Source organism: Janthinobacterium lividum (assembly GCF_034424625.1).
Lineage (GTDB): Bacteria > Pseudomonadota > Gammaproteobacteria > Burkholderiales > Burkholderiaceae_D > Janthinobacterium > Janthinobacterium lividum.
Genome location: NZ_CP139976.1, coordinates 1,186,625 through 1,205,391, shown reverse-complemented (window position 1 = coordinate 1,205,391; position 18,767 = coordinate 1,186,625). Strand labels below are relative to the sequence as shown.

At 60.8% G+C, this 18,767-nt stretch carries 21 protein-coding genes; 4 read left to right on the top strand and 17 right to left on the bottom strand.

Annotated features, from left to right (window positions below; all coding sequences use genetic code 11):
* Positions 1 to 61: 61 nt before the first annotated feature.
* The 4 genes from U0004_RS05450 to U0004_RS05435 form a co-directional block, all read right to left on the bottom strand.
* On the bottom strand, positions 62 to 643 hold the full coding sequence (locus U0004_RS05450; RefSeq protein ID WP_034784902.1) for a TerD family protein: 582 nt from the start codon (positions 641 to 643) through the stop codon (positions 62 to 64).
* Between the two features lie 38 nt (positions 644 to 681).
* A complete protein-coding gene (locus U0004_RS05445; RefSeq protein WP_070258816.1) occupies positions 682 to 1,377 on the bottom strand; it encodes a TIGR00266 family protein in 696 nt (231 codons plus the stop codon).
* Positions 1,378 to 1,455: 78 nt separating this feature from the next.
* On the bottom strand, positions 1,456 to 2,031 hold the full coding sequence (locus U0004_RS05440; RefSeq protein ID WP_034784897.1) for a TerD family protein: 576 nt from the start codon (positions 2,029 to 2,031) through the stop codon (positions 1,456 to 1,458).
* A 131-nt stretch (positions 2,032 to 2,162) separates the two neighbouring features.
* The gene (locus U0004_RS05435) at positions 2,163 to 3,242 is read right to left on the bottom strand and encodes a DUF475 domain-containing protein (protein ID WP_070258813.1); all 1,080 of its coding nucleotides are present in this window, start codon (positions 3,240 to 3,242) and stop codon (positions 2,163 to 2,165) included.
* A 115-nt stretch (positions 3,243 to 3,357) separates the two neighbouring features.
* Here U0004_RS05435 and nhaR point away from each other — a divergent pair, with 115 nt between their 5' ends.
* Positions 3,358 to 4,254, top strand: coding sequence for a transcriptional activator NhaR (gene nhaR / locus U0004_RS05430; protein ID WP_070258811.1), 897 nt, complete (start codon positions 3,358 to 3,360; stop codon positions 4,252 to 4,254).
* On the opposite strand, the gene U0004_RS05425 is transcribed toward nhaR, so the two are convergent.
* The gene (locus U0004_RS05425; protein WP_070258809.1) at positions 4,255 to 5,274 is read right to left on the bottom strand and encodes a serine hydrolase domain-containing protein; all 1,020 of its coding nucleotides are present in this window, start codon (positions 5,272 to 5,274) and stop codon (positions 4,255 to 4,257) included.
* Positions 5,275 to 5,455: 181 nt separating this feature from the next.
* Here U0004_RS05425 and U0004_RS05420 point away from each other — a divergent pair, with 181 nt between their 5' ends.
* Positions 5,456 to 6,790 carry an MFS transporter gene (locus U0004_RS05420; protein WP_070258807.1) on the top strand — a complete coding sequence of 445 codons (1,335 nt, stop codon included), beginning with the start codon at positions 5,456 to 5,458 and terminating at the stop codon, positions 6,788 to 6,790.
* Between the two features lie 120 nt (positions 6,791 to 6,910).
* Positions 6,911 to 8,251: a hemolysin family protein gene (locus U0004_RS05415; protein ID WP_034785374.1), complete on the top strand. Its 1,341-nt coding sequence runs from the start codon at positions 6,911 to 6,913 to the stop codon at positions 8,249 to 8,251.
* Here U0004_RS05415 and U0004_RS05410 read toward each other — a convergent pair whose 3' ends face one another.
* The 6 genes from U0004_RS05410 to U0004_RS05385 are packed head-to-tail and all read right to left on the bottom strand — an operon-like array spanning position 8,252 to position 13,417.
* Positions 8,252 to 9,328, bottom strand: coding sequence for an AI-2E family transporter (locus tag U0004_RS05410; protein WP_034784887.1), 1,077 nt, complete (start codon positions 9,326 to 9,328; stop codon positions 8,252 to 8,254).
* A gap of 42 nt (positions 9,329 to 9,370) precedes the next feature.
* Positions 9,371 to 9,964: an SCO family protein gene (locus U0004_RS05405; RefSeq protein ID WP_034784885.1), complete on the bottom strand. Its 594-nt coding sequence runs from the start codon at positions 9,962 to 9,964 to the stop codon at positions 9,371 to 9,373.
* Entirely contained in the window at positions 9,961 to 10,860 is a 900-nt protein-coding gene (gene cyoE, locus U0004_RS05400) for a heme o synthase (RefSeq protein ID WP_070258805.1), read from the bottom strand. Before cyoE ends, U0004_RS05405 begins: the two co-directional genes overlap by 4 nt.
* On the bottom strand, positions 10,861 to 12,030 hold the full coding sequence (locus U0004_RS05395; protein WP_070258803.1) for a COX15/CtaA family protein: 1,170 nt from the start codon (positions 12,028 to 12,030) through the stop codon (positions 10,861 to 10,863).
* An 18-nt stretch (positions 12,031 to 12,048) separates the two neighbouring features.
* Positions 12,049 to 12,678 carry an SCO family protein gene (locus U0004_RS05390; RefSeq protein WP_070258801.1) on the bottom strand — a complete coding sequence of 210 codons (630 nt, stop codon included), beginning with the start codon at positions 12,676 to 12,678 and terminating at the stop codon, positions 12,049 to 12,051.
* Entirely contained in the window at positions 12,659 to 13,417 is a 759-nt protein-coding gene (locus tag U0004_RS05385; RefSeq protein ID WP_070258799.1) for an SURF1 family protein, read from the bottom strand. The genes U0004_RS05390 and U0004_RS05385 overlap by 20 nt, the downstream gene beginning before the upstream one ends.
* Positions 13,418 to 13,453: 36 nt before the next feature.
* Between U0004_RS05385 and U0004_RS05380 the strand changes: the two genes are divergently transcribed.
* Complete coding sequence (locus U0004_RS05380) at positions 13,454 to 13,654, top strand: twin transmembrane helix small protein (RefSeq protein WP_034748996.1); 201 nt, start codon at positions 13,454 to 13,456, stop codon at positions 13,652 to 13,654.
* Between the two features lie 119 nt (positions 13,655 to 13,773).
* Here the strand turns inward: U0004_RS05380 and U0004_RS05375 are convergent, their stop codons facing one another.
* The 6 genes from U0004_RS05375 to coxB are packed head-to-tail and all read right to left on the bottom strand — an operon-like array spanning position 13,774 to position 18,447.
* Positions 13,774 to 14,634, bottom strand: coding sequence for a cytochrome c oxidase subunit 3 (locus U0004_RS05375; protein ID WP_034784877.1), 861 nt, complete (start codon positions 14,632 to 14,634; stop codon positions 13,774 to 13,776).
* 40 nt (positions 14,635 to 14,674) lie between these two features.
* On the bottom strand, positions 14,675 to 14,881 hold the full coding sequence (locus U0004_RS05370; RefSeq protein WP_034749002.1) for a DUF2970 domain-containing protein: 207 nt from the start codon (positions 14,879 to 14,881) through the stop codon (positions 14,675 to 14,677).
* Positions 14,882 to 14,890: 9 nt separating this feature from the next.
* Positions 14,891 to 15,463: a cytochrome c oxidase assembly protein gene (locus U0004_RS05365; protein ID WP_071653728.1), complete on the bottom strand. Its 573-nt coding sequence runs from the start codon at positions 15,461 to 15,463 to the stop codon at positions 14,891 to 14,893.
* A gap of 1 nt (position 15,464) precedes the next feature.
* On the bottom strand, positions 15,465 to 15,569 hold the full coding sequence (locus U0004_RS05360) for a cytochrome oxidase small assembly protein (protein ID WP_211551746.1): 105 nt from the start codon (positions 15,567 to 15,569) through the stop codon (positions 15,465 to 15,467).
* A gap of 51 nt (positions 15,570 to 15,620) precedes the next feature.
* Positions 15,621 to 17,225 carry a cytochrome c oxidase subunit I gene (gene ctaD, locus U0004_RS05355; RefSeq protein WP_034784874.1) on the bottom strand — a complete coding sequence of 535 codons (1,605 nt, stop codon included), beginning with the start codon at positions 17,223 to 17,225 and terminating at the stop codon, positions 15,621 to 15,623.
* A gap of 13 nt (positions 17,226 to 17,238) precedes the next feature.
* A complete protein-coding gene (coxB, locus tag U0004_RS05350) occupies positions 17,239 to 18,447 on the bottom strand; it encodes a cytochrome c oxidase subunit II (RefSeq protein ID WP_034784872.1) in 1,209 nt (402 codons plus the stop codon).
* Between the last annotated feature and the right edge of the window lie 320 nt (positions 18,448 to 18,767).

The following is an 18,767-nucleotide window of genomic DNA, read 5'->3' as shown; positions in this document are numbered from 1 at the left end:
ATATAGAGCAGCGGACAAGGGCCGGTATCCGGTCCGTCCCCCGCCCGCTGCGTACTGCTCCTTATAGATGCACGGAAATCTGGGGCATTAAGTCGTCAAAGGTGCGACCGTTGCCGTTTTCTCCGATGGCGTGCATCTTCCATTCGCCGTTATGGCGGTACAGCTTGGCCATGATCTGCGCCGTGTGGGAACCTTGCACAGACAGGTTGAAACGCGCGACTTCCTGGTTATTGCTGGCATTCAAGATGCGGCAATAAGCATTTTCCACCTGCGAGAAGTTCTGGCCAGTAAAGCTGTTGACGGTGAAGACCAGGCTTTTCACGTTCGCCGGCACTTTCGACAGATCGACATTGATCTGTTCGTCGTCGCCATCGCCCGCGCCCGTGCGGTTGTCGCCCGTGTGGACGATGCTGCCGTCCTTGCTTTTCAGCTGGCGGAACCAGACGATGTCGGACGTGCTCTTGTTCTCATCGAACATGACGCACGACGCGTCCAGGTCGACGGCTTCCGTCTTCGAACCGAAACCGAGGAAACCCTTGGTCTTGGCCGCATCCCAGCCCAGGCCCATGGTGATACGGGTCAGGGTGGTACCAGCTTCTTTGTCCAGAGAAATCTTCTGGCCTTTGCTCAAATTGACAGACATACGCATTGCTCCTGTTTGGTTGGTTGCATCAACTGCTCTTACGCCGGCTTGCTTTGGGTCCAGGCGAGGAAGGCCGCGCGGTTGCGCGAACACACGAGGATTTTTCCCGTGCCTGAAAACTTCAGTACCATGCCCTCGCCGCTGGTCTGGCTATTGATCAGGTTACCCAGAAAGCCGCCGCTGCTGCCGGTCGTCATGGAAATTTCGTATTGCAGGCGGTTGTCCCAGCACACGACGTGCGAGTTATCGATCACCACGTCCTTGCCAGGCGTCACTTCCAGTATCGACATCGCGCCAAAACCGGACACCGCCAACTGGCCGCTGCCTGCCGTCTCGGTGATGAAAAAACCACCGCTCTGGGCAAACAGCGCATTGCCAAGGCTTTGCGTGCGCACCTTCAATTCCACGCCAGACGTGGCCGCCACGAAAGCGCCGTCGCTGATCATGTATTGTTGGGCGCCAACCTCGAGCACCCGCATCGCGCCAGGCAAGGTGGGCGACAGCAAGCAATCGCCATCGCCCCGCATGGCCTCGATATGCTGCTGAAAGAACGATTCCCCGTTGGCAAAGGTGCGCATCAGCGCGGCGCCTATGCCGCCGGTCATCTTGCCTTTCAGCTCAAGATTGGTTTCCATCATCACCATCGCGTTGGATTCGCAATAAATCTTCTCGCCCTTGGCAAGCGACACATGCAGGAACGGATCGACGTCCCCGGTAATACTAAAAACTGGCATACCTATTCCTTCCTCAACGATGATGGTGATGGCGGAGGCCCGCACTGCGGACCGCCTGTGCTATTTACTATTGACGACTTACACGCCGACGCCGAACGATGCTGCGAGTGGACCCAGGCCGCCTTTATAGCCCTGGCCGATGGCCTTGAATTTCCAATCGGCGCCATTACGGTAGATTTCACCGAAGACCATGGCCGTTTCCGCCGAACCGTCTTCCGACAGGTCGAAGCGGGCGATTTCCGTGTTGCCATTGGCATTCACGCAGCGTACATACGCCTTCGATACCATACCAAAGTTTTGCTTGCGCGCTTCGGCATCGTGAATCGTGACGCAGACGGCGATCTTGTCGATCTCGGCTGGCACGGTGGCCAGGTCGACGATGACGGTTTCATCATCGCCATCGCCGGCGCCGGTGGTGTTGTCGCCCGAGTGGGTGACGGAGCCGTCGCTCGATTTCAGGTTGTTGTAGAAAATCATGTCGACGTCGGCGCGAACCTTGCCGTCGGCCTTCAGCAGGAACACGGAACCGTCGATGTCGAACGCGGCGCCATCGGTGGCGCGGGCATCCCAGCCCAGGCCGATGATCATCTTCGAAATGCCAGGGGCTTCCTTGCTCAGGTTGACGTTGCCGCCTTTTTGCAGACTGATTGCCATGATGTATTTCTCCTATGTGGGTTGTATATGACCAAACACCTGGCGTCCTCCACCGGCCTGACTCCCCAGGCCGGCGGCGACGCTTGCTACAACTTGCCGACAAACCGGTGTAGTCGTTTGCCGCGCATTCTTTACACTGCTGCTGCCTTGGCCGGCTCCAGCGCTTCCGCCTGGCCTTCTTCAAGCGCAATCCTGCGCTTGTAGCGGATCGACGACCACAGCGAGGCGAGAATGAAGGCCACCCCGATCAAACCCGTGAAGATCTCGGGAATGTGGAACTTCATGCTGACCAACATGATCACGGCCAGGATACCGATCGCATAGTGCGCACCGTGCTCCAGATAAACGAACTCGTCGAGCGTGCCCTTGCGGACCAGGAACACCGTCATCGAGCGCACGAACATCGCGCCAATCGCCAGGCCCAGCATGATGATCACGACATCCTTGGTGATGGCAAACGCGCCGATCACGCCGTCAAAGCTGAACGAAGCATCGAGCACTTCCAGGTACAGGAAGCCGCCAATACCGCCGCGCTTGACGATGTCGCCCACGTTGCCGTCGCCGTTATCGCCTTCCAGCAAGCCGCTGACCACATCGACGCCCACGTAGGTCAAGATACCCCACAGGCCGGCCGTCAGCACCACCAGTTTCTGGCCTTCTTCGATCATCGACAGGCTGGCCATCAGGGTGCCCAGCGCGATCATCACGGAAATCGAGGAGATCTTGCCCAGCGCGCCCAGTTTTTCTTCAATACGGCCCAGCCAGTGCGTTTCTTTTTCCGAGTCCAGCAGGAAGTTCAGGAACACCAGCAGCAGGAAGATGCCGCCGAAGGCCGCCACTTCCGCATGGTGATTCGTCAGGTGCATCGAGTACTGTTCAGGATTGCTCAGTGCCAGATTCCATACTTCCATCAAACCCAGGTCCGCCGCTTGCGCCACGATGACCAGCGGGAATACCAGACGCATGCCGAAGACGGCGATGATGATACCGACGCCCAGGAACAGGCCCTGCCAGAACTTGTCCCAATTCTTCAGCACCGAAGCATTGACCACCGCGTTGTCGAACGACAGCGAGACTTCCATCACACCCAGGATCACCGCGATACCGAGCGCCGCCAGCATCGTCTGCACGCCACCGTGCGTGTAACCCCACCAGGCGGAAATGCCCAGACAGATAAATGTCACTAGAAATGACACTCTGAAATGTTTCATCGATAGTTCCCCTTTATCCAAATTCAATGGAACGTAGTATAGGGACGTGTGACACATTTAAAAATAGAAGATAATAGAAGCATTACTTCGCAAAAACAGAAGATAGGACTACGCGATGAAAACCACGGGCTTCAATTACCGCCATTTGTACTTCTTTTGGGTGGTTGCCAAGGAAGGCGGCGTGACGCGCGCGGCCGAGCGGCTGGGACTGGCCGTACAAACCATCAGCACGCAGCTGGCCTTGCTGGAAAAGGAGCTGGGCAAGTCGCTGCTGCAGCCGCAGGGACGGCGCCTGGTACCGACGGAAGCGGGACGCCTGGCGCTCGGCTACGCGGACCAGATTTTCCTGCTGGGCGAGCAGATGCAGGAAGCGCTGGCCGACACCGACGCGGAAAAGATGCGCCTGACGGTAGGTATTTCCGACTCGCTGCCGAAACTGATGGCGTATCGCATGCTCGACGCCACGCGCAGCCTGGACAAGCCCGTCAAGCTCGTGTGCCTGGAAGATGAATTCGAATCCTTGCTGGCCGACCTGGCCCTGCACAAGCTGGACCTGGTCTTGACGGACCGTGCCGTGCCGGCCGGCGCCAGCCTGCGCGTCTCGAGCCATTTGTGGGGCGAGAGCGCCATGAAGCTGTTCGCCATCCCCGCGCTGGCCGAGCGCTACCGCGAGGATTTCCCGCACCGCCTGAGTGGCGCCCCCTTCCTGCTGCCGGCGCGCAATAACGCCCTGCGCGGGCGCATCGACGAGTGGATGGTGCAGCAAGGCGTGCGCCCCGATGTGGTCGGCGAATTCGAGGATAACGCCATGCTCAACGCGTTCGGCCGCAAGGGCCTGGGCCTGTTCTTCGCGTCCGCCAGCCTGGCCGCCGATATCGAGGAGCAATTTGGCGCCGTGCTGGTCGGCGACGCCTCGTCCCTGCGCGAGCAGTTTTACGTCATCTCGAACGAGCGCAAGATCATGCACCCGGCACTCGATGTCATTTTGGCAGCTGTGCCGAGCCGGCACTGATCAGTCGTCCAGGTCGGCAGCGATGGCCGCCAGCCAGGCCGCCTGGTCCGGCTCGCAACTGTCCACATTCGCCAGCTGGATCACGGACAGGCCCGCCTCGGGCACGCGCAGCAGCAAGGCCCGGAAACCCCACAGTCCGCCGTCATGGAACACCACCGTGCGTCCGCCATGCTCGATTTGCTCCAGCCCGTAGCGGTAGGACCAGCTCAGGCCATCGGGGCCCGGCGTTTCCGCCAGCTGCGCGCGCACCAGGCTGGACGGATCGCGGTACTGGCGCTGCCAGTCGCGCTCCCACAGGGCCAGGTCGTGCAGCGAGGCATACACGCCGCCGTCACCGACCGTATTCGCATTGCCCAGGTGCTGGCGATAACCGCCCGCCTGCGCGGGATCAACGCTATAGCTGCGCACGCGCTGGGGCATGACAGCTTGCCGGTCGACATCGAAGGCCGTGGCGTGCATGCCCAGCGGCGCGAACAGGCGTTCGCGCGCCTGCGCCGCCAGCGGCTGGCCGGCGACCGCTTCCACCAGCTTGGCCAGCAAGATGTAATTGCAATTGCTGTAGGCATGCGCGCTACCGGGCGGAAATGTCAGATCCTCCATCCGCGCGATCAGGCGCAGCAGCAGCGCATTGTCAAAATAATCGCTGTCGTGGCGGCCCAGCTGGCATGCCAGGTAGTCGAAATAATCGGGAATGCCGCTGGTGTGATTCAACAATTGACGCACCGTGATGACGGCGCCGAACTGGCGCACTTCGGGCAGATGGGGCGCCACGTCGTCGTCGAGGCCGATGGCGCCCTGGCGCACCAGGTCGAGCACGCAGGCGGCCGTGAATTGCTTCGATTCCGACGCCAGGTAGTAGCGCGACTGCGCCGTCAGGGGCACGCCCAGTTCCAGGCACGCCAGGCCATGATGCAGTTCCAATAAGGTCTCGCCGTCGCACTGGATCAGCGCGCTGAAACCGGGACCGTGCGCCGGCAGGCTGGCTTGCAAGGCAAGAAAGTGACTGAGCAGATTTTTCATGGCGCGATCTTAGCATGCAGGCAAGATTACTTTTGCGCCATATTCATTAGCTAATCCGATAAATCCATTCGAAAATAACGTTTGAATAATCAATCAAAAGCGATTGTAATAAAGCCTGAGACAAACACGCGCCCGTCCCTCGCCGGCAGGGCGCGATCACCATAAAAACAGGAGCGGCAGCATGTCCACGGCAGGCACGACGATCGATATTCCCGATCTCATCAATAACAACAAGATCGGCTCCTTCCAGATCGGCATGCTGATCCTGTGCGGGCTGTGCGTCATCATGGATGGCTTCGACGTGCAGGCCATGGGCTATGTGGCGCCGGCCATCATTGCCGACTGGCATGTGAGCAAGGCCAACCTGGGTCCCGTGTTCGGCGCGGGTCTCCTGGGCATGCTGGTGGGCTCGCTCGTCTTCAGCATCACGGCCGACAAGTTCGGCCGCCGTCCCGTGCTGATCGGCTCGACCATCTTCTTTTCGCTGTGCATGCTGGTCACGCCGCTGGCCACCACCATCGAGCAATTGCAGCTGATCCGTTTCATCACGGGCCTGGGCCTGGGCGCCGTGATGCCGAACGCCATGGCGCTGGCCGGCGAATACAGCCCCCTGCGCAAGAAAGTCACCCTGATGATGCTGGTCTCGTGCGGCTTTACCCTGGGCGCCGTGCTGGGCGGTCTATTGTCCGCCGCGCTGATTCCCGCATTCGGCTGGCAATCCGTGTTTTACGTGGGCGGCGTGGTGCCGCTCGCCATCGGCGTGCTGATGTTCTTCCTGCTGCCGGAATCGATGCAATTCCTGGTGCTCAAGAAACGCAAGCTCGATAAAGTCGCCAAGTGGCTGAAACGCATCGACCCGACGGTCACCATCACGGCCGACACGCAATACCTCGTGCACGAGAAAGAGCACAAGGGTGCGCCCGTGCTGCAATTGTTTACGGGCGGCCGCGCAAAGATGACGATCCTGCTGTGGGTCATCAACTTCATGAACTTGCTCAACTTGTATTTCCTGTCCAACTGGTTGCCGACGATTGCCAAGGAAGCGGGCTTATCCACGGCCAACGCCGTGCTGGCCGGCACGGCCCTGCAAGTGGGCGGCACCATCGGCACCCTGGTCATGGGCCAGCTGATCGACCGCTCCAGCTTCCGCCGCATCCTGCTGCCATGCTTCCTCGTCGCCGCCGTGGCGATTGCCCTGATCGGCCGTCCGGACGTCTCGCTCGCTTTCCTGTTCATCACGATCTTCATCGCCGGTTTCTGCGTGGTGGGCGGCCAGCCGGCCGTCAATGCCCTGGCGGCCAGCTACTACCCGACCACCCTGCGTTCGACGGGCATCGGCTGGAGCCTGGGCATCGGGCGCATCGGCTCCATCATCGGCCCCGTGCTCGGTGGCGAGCTGATCCGCCTGAACTGGCCCAACAGCACGATTTTCCTCGTCGTCGCCATCCCGGCGGTGGTCTCGGCCGTCATGGTGTTTGCCATGCGCGGCGGGCCGCAAACGGCGGCCAAAGGCTGAACAAGCGTGAAAAACCTGCCGCGCCCGCCCGCCTGCACGGGCGGCGAGCGCGGCTAAATTAGGCTATGGCGCCCTTCGTCGTTTAAGATGACGTTTTTACAGCCCATCTTCAGCGCCCCCATGCACAATGTCTTGCTAGTCCTGCTCGCCCTCTTCCTGGTCGCGCTGAACGGTTTTTTTGTTGCCGCCGAATTTGGCATCGTCACCTTACGGCGCACACGCATCCGCGCCATCGCCAAGACACAGGGATTGCGGGGCCGCATCCTGGCCAAGGTGCATGGCCAGCTGGACGCCTACCTGTCGGCCTGCCAGCTGGGCATCACCCTCGCTTCTCTGGGCCTGGGCTGGGTCGGCGAACCGGCGTTTGCCGGCTTGCTCGAACCGCTGTTCGGCGCCATCGGCGTCACCTCGCAAGAGCTGATCCACGGCGTCTCGTTTGTCGTTGCCTTCAGCGTGATTTCCTTCCTGCATATCGTCGTGGGTGAACTGGCGCCCAAATCGATGGCCATCCGCAACCCGGAAGCCGTCGGCCTGTGGAGCGCGATTCCCCTGTACGGTTTTTACTGGGCCATGTATCCGGCCATCTACCTGCTCAACGCCAGCGCCAACTGGGTGCTGCGCATGGCGGGCCTGTCCGGCAAGGGCGGCCACGACGCCCATTATTCGTCCGAAGAGCTGAAACTGATCCTGCGCACCAGCCAGCCGGGCGAGAAATTCACGCGCGACGAGCGCAACATCCTGGCGCAATCGCTTGATTTCGAACAGATGACGGTATCGGACCTGATGCGCCCGATCAATGAAGTGATCGCCCTGCACGCCTCAAACACGCTGGAAGAAAACCTCGACACGGTGCTGCGCAACCGCTTCAGCCGCTACCCGTATTTCGACATGAATGAAGACGACGTGCTGGGCGTGGTGCACTTGAAAGACCTGTTCTTTGCCCAGCAGGCAGGCAAGCCGATCACCTCGCTCACGCCGTTTCTGCGTCCCGTCGACATCATTTCCGCGCGCACGCCGGCGCTGGAACTGTTCCGCCGCTTCCGCGACGGCGCGCCCCACTTCGCCCTGATCGGCGAAAAGGGCAAGCGCCCGCTGGGTTTCATCACCCTGGACAACTTGCTCGGCGCCATGGTCGGCGAAATCCGCGATGAATTCCGCCGCAATGAAAACGACTGGCTCAAGCAAAGCGACGGTACCCTGATCGGCAAGGCCAGCCTGCCCATCTTCTCGCTCGAACGCATCCTCGGCATCGATATCGAAAACGAGGAACTGGGGCTGGACGACGTGGAATCGGTGGGCGGCTTGATCATGGTCAAGCTGGGCGACATTCCCAAGCAGGGCCAGCGCATCACCTTTGTCGACTTCGACATCGTCGTCAAGAAGATGAACGGACCCCGCATCGTGCTGATCAAGGTGATTCCCAAGCAGGAACGCGACCTCGACGCAGACTTGCGCGACTGATTACTTCTTGCTCGTCAGGGTATCTTTTCCCTGCGGCACGGTGGTCTCGCCCACCGTCCACGTTTGCAGCAAGCTGTACAGTACCGCCAGCAGGGTCGGGCCGATGAAAATGCCGACGAAGCCGAAGGCCAGCACGCCGCCCAGCACGCCGAGCAGCACCAGCAGGAAGGGCAGGCTGCTGCCGCGGCTGATCAGCATGGGCTTGACCACATTGTCCACGCCGCTGATCAGCAAACCGCCCCACACCAGCATGAAGATGCCCCAGCCCGTCTGGCCGTCATTGAACAGCCAGATGGCGGCGCCGCCCCAGATCAAGGGCGGGCCCACGGGAATCAGCGAAAAGATGAAGGTGGCCACGCCCAGCAGCGCCACGGCCGGCACGCCGGCGATCAGGAAACCCACCACGGCCACCAGGGCTTGCGCCAGCGCCGTGCCCAGCAAGCCGTACATGACGCCGCGCACGGTGCGGCTGATGGTCAGGCCCACGCCGGGCGCGCTGTCGCCGATGATGCGGCCGGCGCCCGTCATCAGGGCACGGCTCAGCTGCTGGCCGTCGCGGTAGAGGAAGAAGCTGACGAACACGGCCAGGCTGGTCTGCGCCAGGCCCGTGCCCAGCAGGATGCCGCCGGAAGCGAGGAAATGGCGCGCCGGTTCCAGCATCGTCTTGCCCAAATTCAGTAATTCCTCGCGGTCCGCGAGCAGGCGCTCCACGTAGCCAGCGATGGTTTCGCCCACCACGGGAATGCTGGCCAGCCAGGCCGGCGGATGCAGGCCGCCCGACTCCAGCGCCGTGCGCAACTGTTCATAGATGCGCGACACATTGTCGGCCAGGTTGTAGGTGACGAGGGCCAGCGGCAGCACGATGACCAGGATCAAGGACAGGGTCATGATGGCGGCCGCCCAGTTGCGCCGGCCTTTCAGGCGTTCGAGCAGCAGCAGATACAGGGGCCAGCTGGAAATGCCCACGCAGGCGGCAAACAGCATGGCGGCGAGGAAGGGCCGCAAGACAAAAAAGCAGCCGATCAACAGGAAGATGATGGCTGCCAGGCGGGCGTGCGGCTCGAAACGTTTATCCATGTACTGCGTATCCTGAAGATGGCGCCCGGGGGCGCGATCAGGTCAGGATAGCAGAAGTTTAAGATCGTGCGCGATGGCGGCAGGCTTTTCGCCGTGGCGCACGAACAGGCGGATCTTGCCTTCGCGGTCGAAGACATAGGTGCCGGCCGTGTGGTCGACCGTGTAGCTCTCGTCCGTCTCGCCCTCGACCTTGGCGTAATACACCTTGAATTCCTTGGCTACCTTGGCCGTCGCGGCCGCATCGCCATACAGTCCCACGAAGCGCTTGTCGAAGGCCGGCACGTATTCGGCCAGCAAGGCTTGCGTGTCGCGCTCGGGGTCGACGGTGACGAACAGCACTTGCACCTGGTCCGCCTGCGGCCCCATTTCCTGCATCACCTGCGCCATGTCGGCCATGGTGGTGGGACACACGTCCGGGCATTGCGTGTAGCCGAAGAACATCAGCACCAGCTTGCCCTTGTAGTCGGCCAGGGTGCGCGGATGGCCCGTATGGTCCGTCAGCGCAAACTCGCGCGCGTAGCCGAGGCCCGTCACGTCCGTGTTCTTGAAGGCCAGCTTCGGCGCGGCAGGCTTGCCGCAGCCGGCCAGGACGGCGACCAGCGCGGCCGCCAGCAACAGAGTCAGGTATTTTTTCATGTGCCGAGAGGAATGTAGTGGTCAACCAGCAAAGCCGCGAACAGCAAGGCCAGGTAGATGATGGAAAACGTAAATGCCTTGCGCGCGATCAAGTCCGTGTAGTGGCGGTACATCTTCCACGCGTAGTACAGGAAGCCGGCGTTCAGCACCACGGCCGAAGCCAGGTAGATCAGGCCGCTCATGCGCACGGCGTACGGCAGCAAGGTGGTGGCGGCCAGCGCAATCGAGTACAGCCAGACGTGGAATTGCGTGAATTTCAAGCCGTGCGTGACGGGCAGCATGGGCAAGCCCGAGCGCGCGTAATCGTCGCGGCGGTACATGGCCAGGGCCCAGAAATGCGGCGGCGTCCAGACAAAGATGATCAGGACCAGCAGCCACGCCTGCATCGGCACGTCGTTGGCGACGGCGGCCCAGCCCAGCGCGGGCGGCATGGCGCCGGACAGGCCGCCGATGACGATGTTTTGCGGCGTGGCCGGTTTCAGCACCATCGTATAGATCAGGGCGTAGCCGACAAAGGTGACAAAGGTCAGCCACATGGTCAGCGGATTGACCAGGTGATACAGGATCGCCATGCCCAGGCCGCCGATCACCAGCGCGAATACCACCGTCTGTTTCACCGTGATGTCGCCCATGGCCATCGGGCGGCGCGCCGTGCGGGCCATGCGCGCGTCGATTTCGCGCTCGGCCAGGCAATTGACGGCAAACGCGGCGCCGGCCAGCAGCCAGATGCCGATGGTGCCGAATACCACCGCATGCCAGTCAGGCAACTCCTCGCTGGCCAGGAACATGCCGATGACGGCGCAAAACACGGCCAGTTGCGTCACGCGGGGCTTGGTCAGCGCCCAATACTGGGCGATGCGGGGGGATGGTTTACGGCTGATGGTCTGAGTAGTCATTTATGCGATACGGGAAGGACTGGCTGGTGCCGAGGGCACTGGCGCGGCGGCGGAAGCAGATTTCCGCGCTACATCGAGTTGGAATTTAGCCTTGTAGTTTAACATGGTCAGCAATAAGACGAGCAGCGCCGCCCCGCCGTTATGCATGACGGCAATCGACAATGGCCAGCTCAGGTAGATCGTCGCCAGGCCCGTGGCCGCCTGCAGGGCCAGCACCAGCGCCACCCAGCGAGCCGTGCCGCGCAAGGACGGCAGCTTCCACGCGCGAAACACCGTGTAGCCGATGCCAGCGAGCACGATGAAGGCGAAATTGCGGTGCACCCAGTGAATGGCCGTCAGCGCGGAAAACGGCAAATAATGGCCGGCGGCCGTCTTGCCCAGTTCGCGCCACAGATGAAAACCATGCTCGAAATCCATTTCCGGAATCACCTTGCCGCCGCACAGGGGGAAATCCGTGCAGGCCAGCGTGGCGTAGTTGGTGCTCACCCAGCCGCCCAGCGCGATCTGCACGGTCAGCAGCACGAGCGAAAAAATCGCCAGCGCGCGCACGGGGCGCAGCACGGCAGCGTCCGCATCGGCGCGCAGCACAGGTTTGACGGCATGATCCTGGCGTCCGCCCAGCCACGTCAGCATGGCCAGCAAGCCCATGCCCAGCAGCAAGTGGATGGTGACGATCACCGGTTGCAGCTTCAGGGTGACGGTCCAGGCGCCGAACGCGCCCTGCAGGCAGACGAACAAAAACAGCGCCGTCGGCAGCGCGGGAGCGAATTCTTCGCGTTTGCTTTTCTTCCACTGGCGCCACGCCTGCACCATCATCGCCACGATCAGCACGCCGATGGCCATGGCCAGGTAGCGGTGCGTCATTTCAATCCACGCCTTCACCACCGTGACGGGCCCCGTCGGCATCAGGGTTTCCGCCGCCACGATGTGCTCGTGCGCGAGGAAAGGATTGGCCGAGCCATAGCAGCCTGGCCAGTCCGGGCAGCCCAGGCCGGAATCGGACAGGCGCGTAAAGCCGCCAAACATGATCAGGTCGACCGTCAGGAAGACGGCGATCCACACGAGCTTGCGGTATTTATTGGCGTCCGCGGACACCCAGACCATGGTCAGCGGCAGCAGCGCCACCAGCAGACCCGTCAAGCCCAGCTGGGCCAGCGCGGAGAGATGCATCGTCGGCATGCAGACTCCTCAACCGATCGCCGAAGCTTTGAGCAGCTTGGCGATGTCTTTCTTGATCTTGTTCGGGTCCGCGTCTTTCGGGAAGCGCATCATCAGATTGCCCAGCGGATCGATCAAATAAAAATGGTCGCTGGTCTTGCCGCCCGGCTCCACGGGCAACCACGCTTTCAAGGCGTCGCTATTGACGCGCAGCATGCTGGTGCCGTCGAATTCGCGCATCACCAGGGTGTCGAGCGGCTGGGCATCCGTCACCAGCCAGACCCGTTCCAGGCGTTCGCGTTCCTTGCCCTGCATGAGGCGCAGTTGTTGCATGTCAAACAATTGCTTCTTGCATGCTTCCTGGCAATCGGATGGTCCCGTTTGCAGCAGCACCCACTTGCCCTTGAATTGCGCCAGCGGTGCCGCCTTGCCGTCCAGTTCCGTCACCTGCAATTGCGCTTCCGGTATCGGATGCAAACGCGGGTCGATCAGGGCGCCGTAATTGTTGCGGCCCGTGGGCTTGATGATGTAATACGTGAAATACGAGGCGATGATGGGAAACGCGCACACGGCCACGACGGCCAGCAATTTCCACCGTCCCGTATTTTGTGCCTGTTTATTGGTGCTGTCTTGCGTTGTGTCAGGGCTGTTTGTTTGCACGTCGAAATCCTGTAAAGACAAAAAATAGAAAGGCCATCAGTGCCAGTGCATACCACTGGAATGCATAGCCGCGGTGCTTGTCGGCGCCCAGGTCGGGCGCCGGCCAGTCGCGCACGGGAAGCTGGCCGGATGCTGGCGCCGTCGCTGAAGGATCCACTGAATCAGCCGTTTGTTCGAGAATAAATGGCTGCAAGGCCAGGCCGCTCGCCTGGGCCAGTTGGGCGATATCGGCATTTTGCACGATGGCGTGCGGCGCCAGGGCGGGCGCCGTGCCCAGTTCCATCACATGGCCCGCGTTCAGCCGCGCGATGCCGGAAATCGTCACCGTGCCCGTGGGCGTGGCGTAATCGGGAATGCGCGTGCGCTCGGCATTGTTGCGCGGCAACCAGCCCTGCGCCACCAGCACGTGCATGGCAGAACCGTCGATCTGGAATGGCGTGAGCACGTGGAAGCCCGCTTGCCCTTTGTAGGGGCGGTTGTCCAGGTACACCGTCCAGGCGGGCACGAAATGGCCGGTGACGGTGATCCGGCGATATTCGATCGCTTGCGCATCGGCCGGCAGCATGGGCGCGGCCGTCAATGCCAGCGGTGCGGCCAGGTTGCCCGCCTCGAGCCGGGCGGCGCGGGCGACTTTCTCGTCGCCACGGCGCTGCTGCCATTGCGCCAAAGAGCACCCCAGGGCCACCAGTAGCAGCATTACAACAAGTGGAATCCATCTAAAATGGAAGCGGATACGCATTACAATGAAACCTCCTCAAGCCAGGCGCTACCATCCATGAAAATCCTCGTTGCCATTGCCTTCATCCTGATCCTGGGCAGCCTGGGCTCGGCCCTGTTCTTCCTCATGCGCGACAAGGGCAAGAGCAACCGCACCGTGCAAGCGCTGGCCCTGCGCGTGGGCTTGTCGATCACCCTGTTTTTGCTGATCCTGCTGGCGCACAAGCTCGGCTATATCCAGCCGACGGGCATACACTAAGCTTCTTGCCTGATTGGCAAATTCTTCAGACTAAGAAAAAAGCCGTACCCAGGATGTCCCGGTACGGCTTTTTTTATGGTGCCGGCGCGCCCCTCAACAACGCGCGCCCTGCCCCGCCATTATAACCAATACACGACCACGTACAGGCCCAGCCAGACGACGTCGACGAAGTGCCAGTACCAGGCGGCGCCTTCGAAGCCGAAGTGGTGCTCGGGCGTGAAGTGGCCTTTCAGCACGCGGTACAGGATGACGGACAGCATGATGGCGCCCAGGGTCACGTGGAAGCCGTGGAAACCCGTCAGCATGAAGAAGGTGGCGCCGTAGATGCCCGACGTCAATTTCAAGTTCAGTTCGCTGTAAGCGTGGATGTATTCATACACCTGGAAGCCCATGAAGATGGCGCCCAGCAAGATCGTGGCGAACAGGAACAGGGCCGTCATGCCGCGGTGGCCAGCGCGCAGCGCATGGTGCGAAATGGTCAGGGTCACGCCTGACAGCAGCAGCAAGGCCGTGTTGATGGTCGGAATCCAGAACGGCGTCATGGTGGTGAATTCCTGCACCGTGCCGGCCGGCCCCGTATTGCCCCAGTGAGCGGCGAAATCGGGCCAGATCACCTTGTGGTCAAGGTCGGCCAGCCACGGCATGGAGATGCTGCGCGCGTAGAACAGGGCGCCGAAGAAGGCGGCGAAGAACATGACTTCCGAAAAGATGAACCAGCTCATGCTCCAGCGGAAGGAGTGGTCGATGCGCTCGCTGTACAGGCCCTGTTCCGATTCGCTGATGGCGTCGCCGAACCAGAAATACAGCACCAGCAGGATGCCGGCCAGGCCCAGGTAATTCAGGTACGGACCCCAGGAAACGTCGTTGACCCAGGCCGAGGCGCCGATCATGGTCAGCAGCAGGCTGGCGCCGCCCAGCATGGGCCAGCGCGACGGGCCGGGCACAAAATAATAAGGTACGGCGGCGTGGTTGGAACTCATCATCATCTCCTCAAAAACTTATAGGGTGGTTTTTTATAATTTATAAAACGACGAATTTGACAATCGAAATCAATATGCCGATCAGGCAAGCCACCACCAGGAAACCGGCGATGACGATGTGCACGGGGTTGAGCTTGGCCGAATCCGTGTCGAAATCGCTCTTGCGGCGCAGTCCCGTGAATGACCACACGACGGCCCGCAGCGAATACAGGAACGACGCTTTTTCAGGCTGCTTGGATTCGCCCATGCCACTCTCCTATTGGACGGCCGGCGTCTGAGCCTGGCTCAGACCGGCTATCTCGAAAAACGTGTACGACAGGGTGATGGTTTTCACCTCTTTCGGCAGGGCCGGATCGAGGAAGAACACCACCGGCATCTGCCGCGCTTCGTTCGGTTTCAAGGTCTGCTGCTTGAAGCAGAAGCATTCGACCTTCTTGAAATGCGGCGTGGCGCTCTGTGGCGCGTAGCTGGGGATGGCTTGCGCGTTGACGACGCGGTTTTGCGTGTTGACCACTTCATACATGACGGTCACCAGTTCGCCCGGATGCACCTGCATGCTCGACACCGTCGGGCGGAAGCGCCATGGCCCCTGCGCATTGCCGTCGAACTCGACGGTGATGCTGCGCGTCGTGTCGACCTGCGTATTGTTGTCGTAGGCCACCGTGCCATCTTTTTGCGTCAGCACGTTGATGCCCATCACTTCGCAAATCTGCTTGTAGACGGGAATCAGGGCATAGCCAAAGCCGAACATCAGCACGGCAATGACGAGCAGCTTGCCCAGCATTTTGCGGTTCAGGCCGCGTGTTTCCTGTTGGTCGGGCGTCGTCACGTCAGAGCCACATGCGCTTGACGAATACGGACAGGAAGAAGAAGGCCGCCAGGGCCCCCAGTATCAGTCCGGTACGCAGGTTGTTCGGTTTTTTACGTTCGGTCATGACAGGCACTTTATTCAAGACGGGCCGCGGAACACGCCGGCCCGGGATACCTTATTTCACTGTCGGCGGCGTTTCAAACGTGTGGAACGGCGCCGGGCTCGGCACGGTCCATTCCAGGCCTTCCGCGCCTTCCCATGGTTTCGCTGGCGCAGCCTTGCCGCCGCGGATGGTCGGCAAGACCACGAAGAACAGGAAGTACACCTGCATCAGGCCAAAACCGAAGCCGCCGATCGAGGCGATCATGTTGAAGTCGGTGAACTGCGCCGGATAGTCGGCGTAGCGGCGCGGCATGCCGGCCAGGCCCAGGAAGTGCATCGGGAAGAAGGTCACGTTGAACGTGATCAGCGACAGCCAGAAGTGGATCTTGCCGCGCGTCTCGTTGTACATGTGGCCCGTCCATTTCGGCGACCAGTAGTAGAAGCCGGCGAACAGGGCAAACAGCGAACCGGCCACCAGCACGTAGTGGAAATGCGCCACCACATAATAGGTATCCTGCAGCTGGATGTCGATCGGCGTGACGGCCAGGATCAGGCCCGTGAAGCCGCCCATGGTAAACACGAAGATGAAGCCGACCGAGAACAGCATCGGCGTTTCGAACGTCATGGAACCCTTCCACATCGTGGCGATCCAGTTGAACACTTTCACGCCCGTCGGCACGGCGATCAGCATGGTCGCGTACATGAAGAACAGCTGGCTGGTCACCGGCATGCCGGTGGTAAACATGTGGTGCGCCCAGACGATGAAGGACAGAATCGCGATGGAAGCGGTAGCGTAGACCATCGACGCGTAGCCGAACAGGGGCTTGCGGGCAAACGCCGGCAGGATCTGCGAGACGATGCCGAAGGCCGGCAGAATCATGATGTAGACCTCGGGATGGCCGAAGAACCAGAAGATGTGCTGGTACATGACGGGGTCGCCGCCGCCTGCCGCGTTAAAGAAGGAGGTGCCGAAATGGCGGTCCGTCAGGGTCATGGTGATGGCGCCGGCCAGCACGGGCATGACGGCGATCAACAGATACGCGGTAATCAGCCAGGTCCAGCAGAACATCGGCATTTTCATCAGGGTCATGCCCGGTGCGCGCATGTTCAGGATGGTGACGATGATGTTGATCGAACCCATGATGGACGAGGCGCCCATCAGGTGCATGGCAAAAATCGCCATGTCCATGCCGGGGCCCATCTGCGTCGACAGCGGCGCATACAGGGTCCAGCCGGCAGCCGTGGCGCCGCCCGGCACGAGGAAGGACGTGGCCAGCAGGATCGCGGCCGGCGGCAGCAGCCAGAACGAGAAGTTGTTCATGCGGGCAAAGGCCATGTCGGACGCGCCCACTTGCAGCGGGATCATCCAGTTGGCGTAGCCGACGAAGGCCGGCATGATGGCGCCAAACACCATCACCAGGCCGTGCATGGTGGTCAGTTGATTGAAAAATTCCGGGTGAAAGAATTGCAAGCCTGGGTGAAACAGTTCCGTCCGGATCATCAGGGCCAGCACGCCGCCCGACAGCAGCATGATGAACGAGAACCACAGGTACAAAGTACCGATATCCTTGTGGTTGGTGGCAAACAGCCAGCGGCGGTAGCCAGTGGGATGATCGTGGGCATGGTCGTGATCGTGACCGGCGTGGTCCAAGGTGCTAGTGCTCGTGCTAGTACTCATATGCGACTCCTAATTACTTGCGTGCAGCCACGATTTCGGCTGGTTGAACGATGTTCTCTTCGGCCTTGTTCGACCAGGTATTGCGCGTGTAAGTGATCACTGCGGCAATTTCCGTGTCGGACAGCTGTTTCCAGGCTGGCATTTCCGCCGGATACTTGCCGCTCTTTTGCCCGTTCAGCAAGACATGGATCTGTTCCGCTTTCGGACCGTTCACCACGGCCGAGCCGTCCAGCGGCGCGAATGCACCGGGCACGCCCTTGCCTGTCGCCTGGTGGCAAACCACGCAGTTGGCCGCATACACTTTCTCGCCCTTGACCTTCAACTCGTCGATGGTCCACACCTTGCTTGGATCATCAGCCAATGCCGCCATTTCCTTTTGTTTTACATCAACCCAGGCCTTGTAGTCATCGGCGGAGACAACCTTGACGACGATGGGCATGAATGCATGTTCCTTGCCGCACAGTTCGGCGCAATTGCCGCGGAAGGTGCCGATATGGTCGGCCTTGAACCAGGTGTCGCGCACGAAGCCGGGAATCGCATCCTGCTTGACGCCGAAGGCGGGCACGGACCATGCGTGGATGACGTCGTTGGCCGTCAGCACCACGCGGATCTTCTTGTTGACCGGCACGACAACTTCGTTGTCGACTTCGATCAGGTAGTTTTCGCCCCGTTTTTCCGTCGGCGGCACGCCTGGCGCGCCCACTTGCGAGCGCGGCGTGGCCAGGTTGGAGAGGAAGGAAATGCCTTCGCCCTCGCCTTTCAGGTAGTCATAGCCCCATTTCCACTGCATACCGGTGGCCTTGATGGTGATGTCGGCGTTCGAGGTGTCCTTCATGCCGACGACGGTGCGCGTGGCAGGCAGGGCCATGCCGATGACGATCAGGAAAGGCACGACGGTCCAGGCGATCTCGACGGTGGTGCTTTCGTGGAAAGTGGCCGGCTTGTGGCCCAGGGACTTGCGGTGCTTGAAGATGGAATAAAACATGACGCCGAACACGGCCACGAAGATCACCAGGCAGATGATCATCATCAGGGTGTGCAAATCGTAGATTTCATGGGCGATCTGTGTCGCCGGCGGTTGCAGATTCATTTCGAACGGCACGGGACCGCCGGTGCCGGGATAGGTGCCGGCAGCCGGTGCCGCCGTGGCCCATCGCCCGATGCCAAACGCTGTCAAAGACAGCCCGAGCAGCAACGATTGAAGTCGCTTTGCATGTGTCATGTTTTCCCCAACCACCCAAAAATAATGATATTTTAAACGGCTGCGGACTTCTCCGTACTGGACCGCTGCCGCTCCTCCATGAAAGCAACACGGCCAGAATACGGCCATGTGCGTCAAGCACCAGCGAATTCCATGCTGGCTGCCGCAGCAAAAACGGCGGCGCGCAACCATGCTGGAACCCTGTTTTTCTTCCCCACACTGAAATGGCCTTGTGTGGAAGATGGTTACTATACTAATGCAGTAACTTCGAATTAGTCTTGCTTTGTTTTTTTTATTTTGTATGCAGCCCTTGTTTTTTCTACTTAGCAAGCTGACAAACA

Coding starts and splice junctions, on each gene's coding strand:
- U0004_RS05375 (WP_034784877.1), bottom strand. CDS start 14,634: ATGAGTTCCAACCACGCCGCCGTACCTTATTATTTTGTGCCCGGCCCG.
- cyoE (WP_070258805.1), bottom strand. CDS start 10,860: ATGACTACTCAGACCATCAGCCGTAAACCATCCCCCCGCATCGCCCAG.
- U0004_RS05395 (WP_070258803.1), bottom strand. CDS start 12,030: ATGCATCTCTCCGCGCTGGCCCAGCTGGGCTTGACGGGTCTGCTGGTG.
- U0004_RS05420 (WP_070258807.1), top strand. CDS start 5,456: ATGTCCACGGCAGGCACGACGATCGATATTCCCGATCTCATCAATAAC.
- U0004_RS05440 (WP_034784897.1), bottom strand. CDS start 2,031: ATGGCAATCAGTCTGCAAAAAGGCGGCAACGTCAACCTGAGCAAGGAA.
- U0004_RS05415 (WP_034785374.1), top strand. CDS start 6,911: ATGCACAATGTCTTGCTAGTCCTGCTCGCCCTCTTCCTGGTCGCGCTG.
- coxB (WP_034784872.1), bottom strand. CDS start 18,447: ATGACACATGCAAAGCGACTTCAATCGTTGCTGCTCGGGCTGTCTTTG.
- nhaR (WP_070258811.1), top strand. CDS start 3,358: ATGAAAACCACGGGCTTCAATTACCGCCATTTGTACTTCTTTTGGGTG.
- U0004_RS05425 (WP_070258809.1), bottom strand. CDS start 5,274: ATGAAAAATCTGCTCAGTCACTTTCTTGCCTTGCAAGCCAGCCTGCCG.
- ctaD (WP_034784874.1), bottom strand. CDS start 17,225: ATGAGTACTAGCACGAGCACTAGCACCTTGGACCACGCCGGTCACGAT.
- U0004_RS05435 (WP_070258813.1), bottom strand. CDS start 3,242: ATGAAACATTTCAGAGTGTCATTTCTAGTGACATTTATCTGTCTGGGC.
- U0004_RS05360 (WP_211551746.1), bottom strand. CDS start 15,569: ATGACCGAACGTAAAAAACCGAACAACCTGCGTACCGGACTGATACTG.
- U0004_RS05380 (WP_034748996.1), top strand. CDS start 13,454: ATGAAAATCCTCGTTGCCATTGCCTTCATCCTGATCCTGGGCAGCCTG.
- U0004_RS05405 (WP_034784885.1), bottom strand. CDS start 9,964: ATGAAAAAATACCTGACTCTGTTGCTGGCGGCCGCGCTGGTCGCCGTC.
- U0004_RS05410 (WP_034784887.1), bottom strand. CDS start 9,328: ATGGATAAACGTTTCGAGCCGCACGCCCGCCTGGCAGCCATCATCTTC.
- U0004_RS05370 (WP_034749002.1), bottom strand. CDS start 14,881: ATGGGCGAATCCAAGCAGCCTGAAAAAGCGTCGTTCCTGTATTCGCTG.
- U0004_RS05450 (WP_034784902.1), bottom strand. CDS start 643: ATGTCTGTCAATTTGAGCAAAGGCCAGAAGATTTCTCTGGACAAAGAA.
- U0004_RS05385 (WP_070258799.1), bottom strand. CDS start 13,417: ATGCGTATCCGCTTCCATTTTAGATGGATTCCACTTGTTGTAATGCTG.
- U0004_RS05445 (WP_070258816.1), bottom strand. CDS start 1,377: ATGCCAGTTTTTAGTATTACCGGGGACGTCGATCCGTTCCTGCATGTG.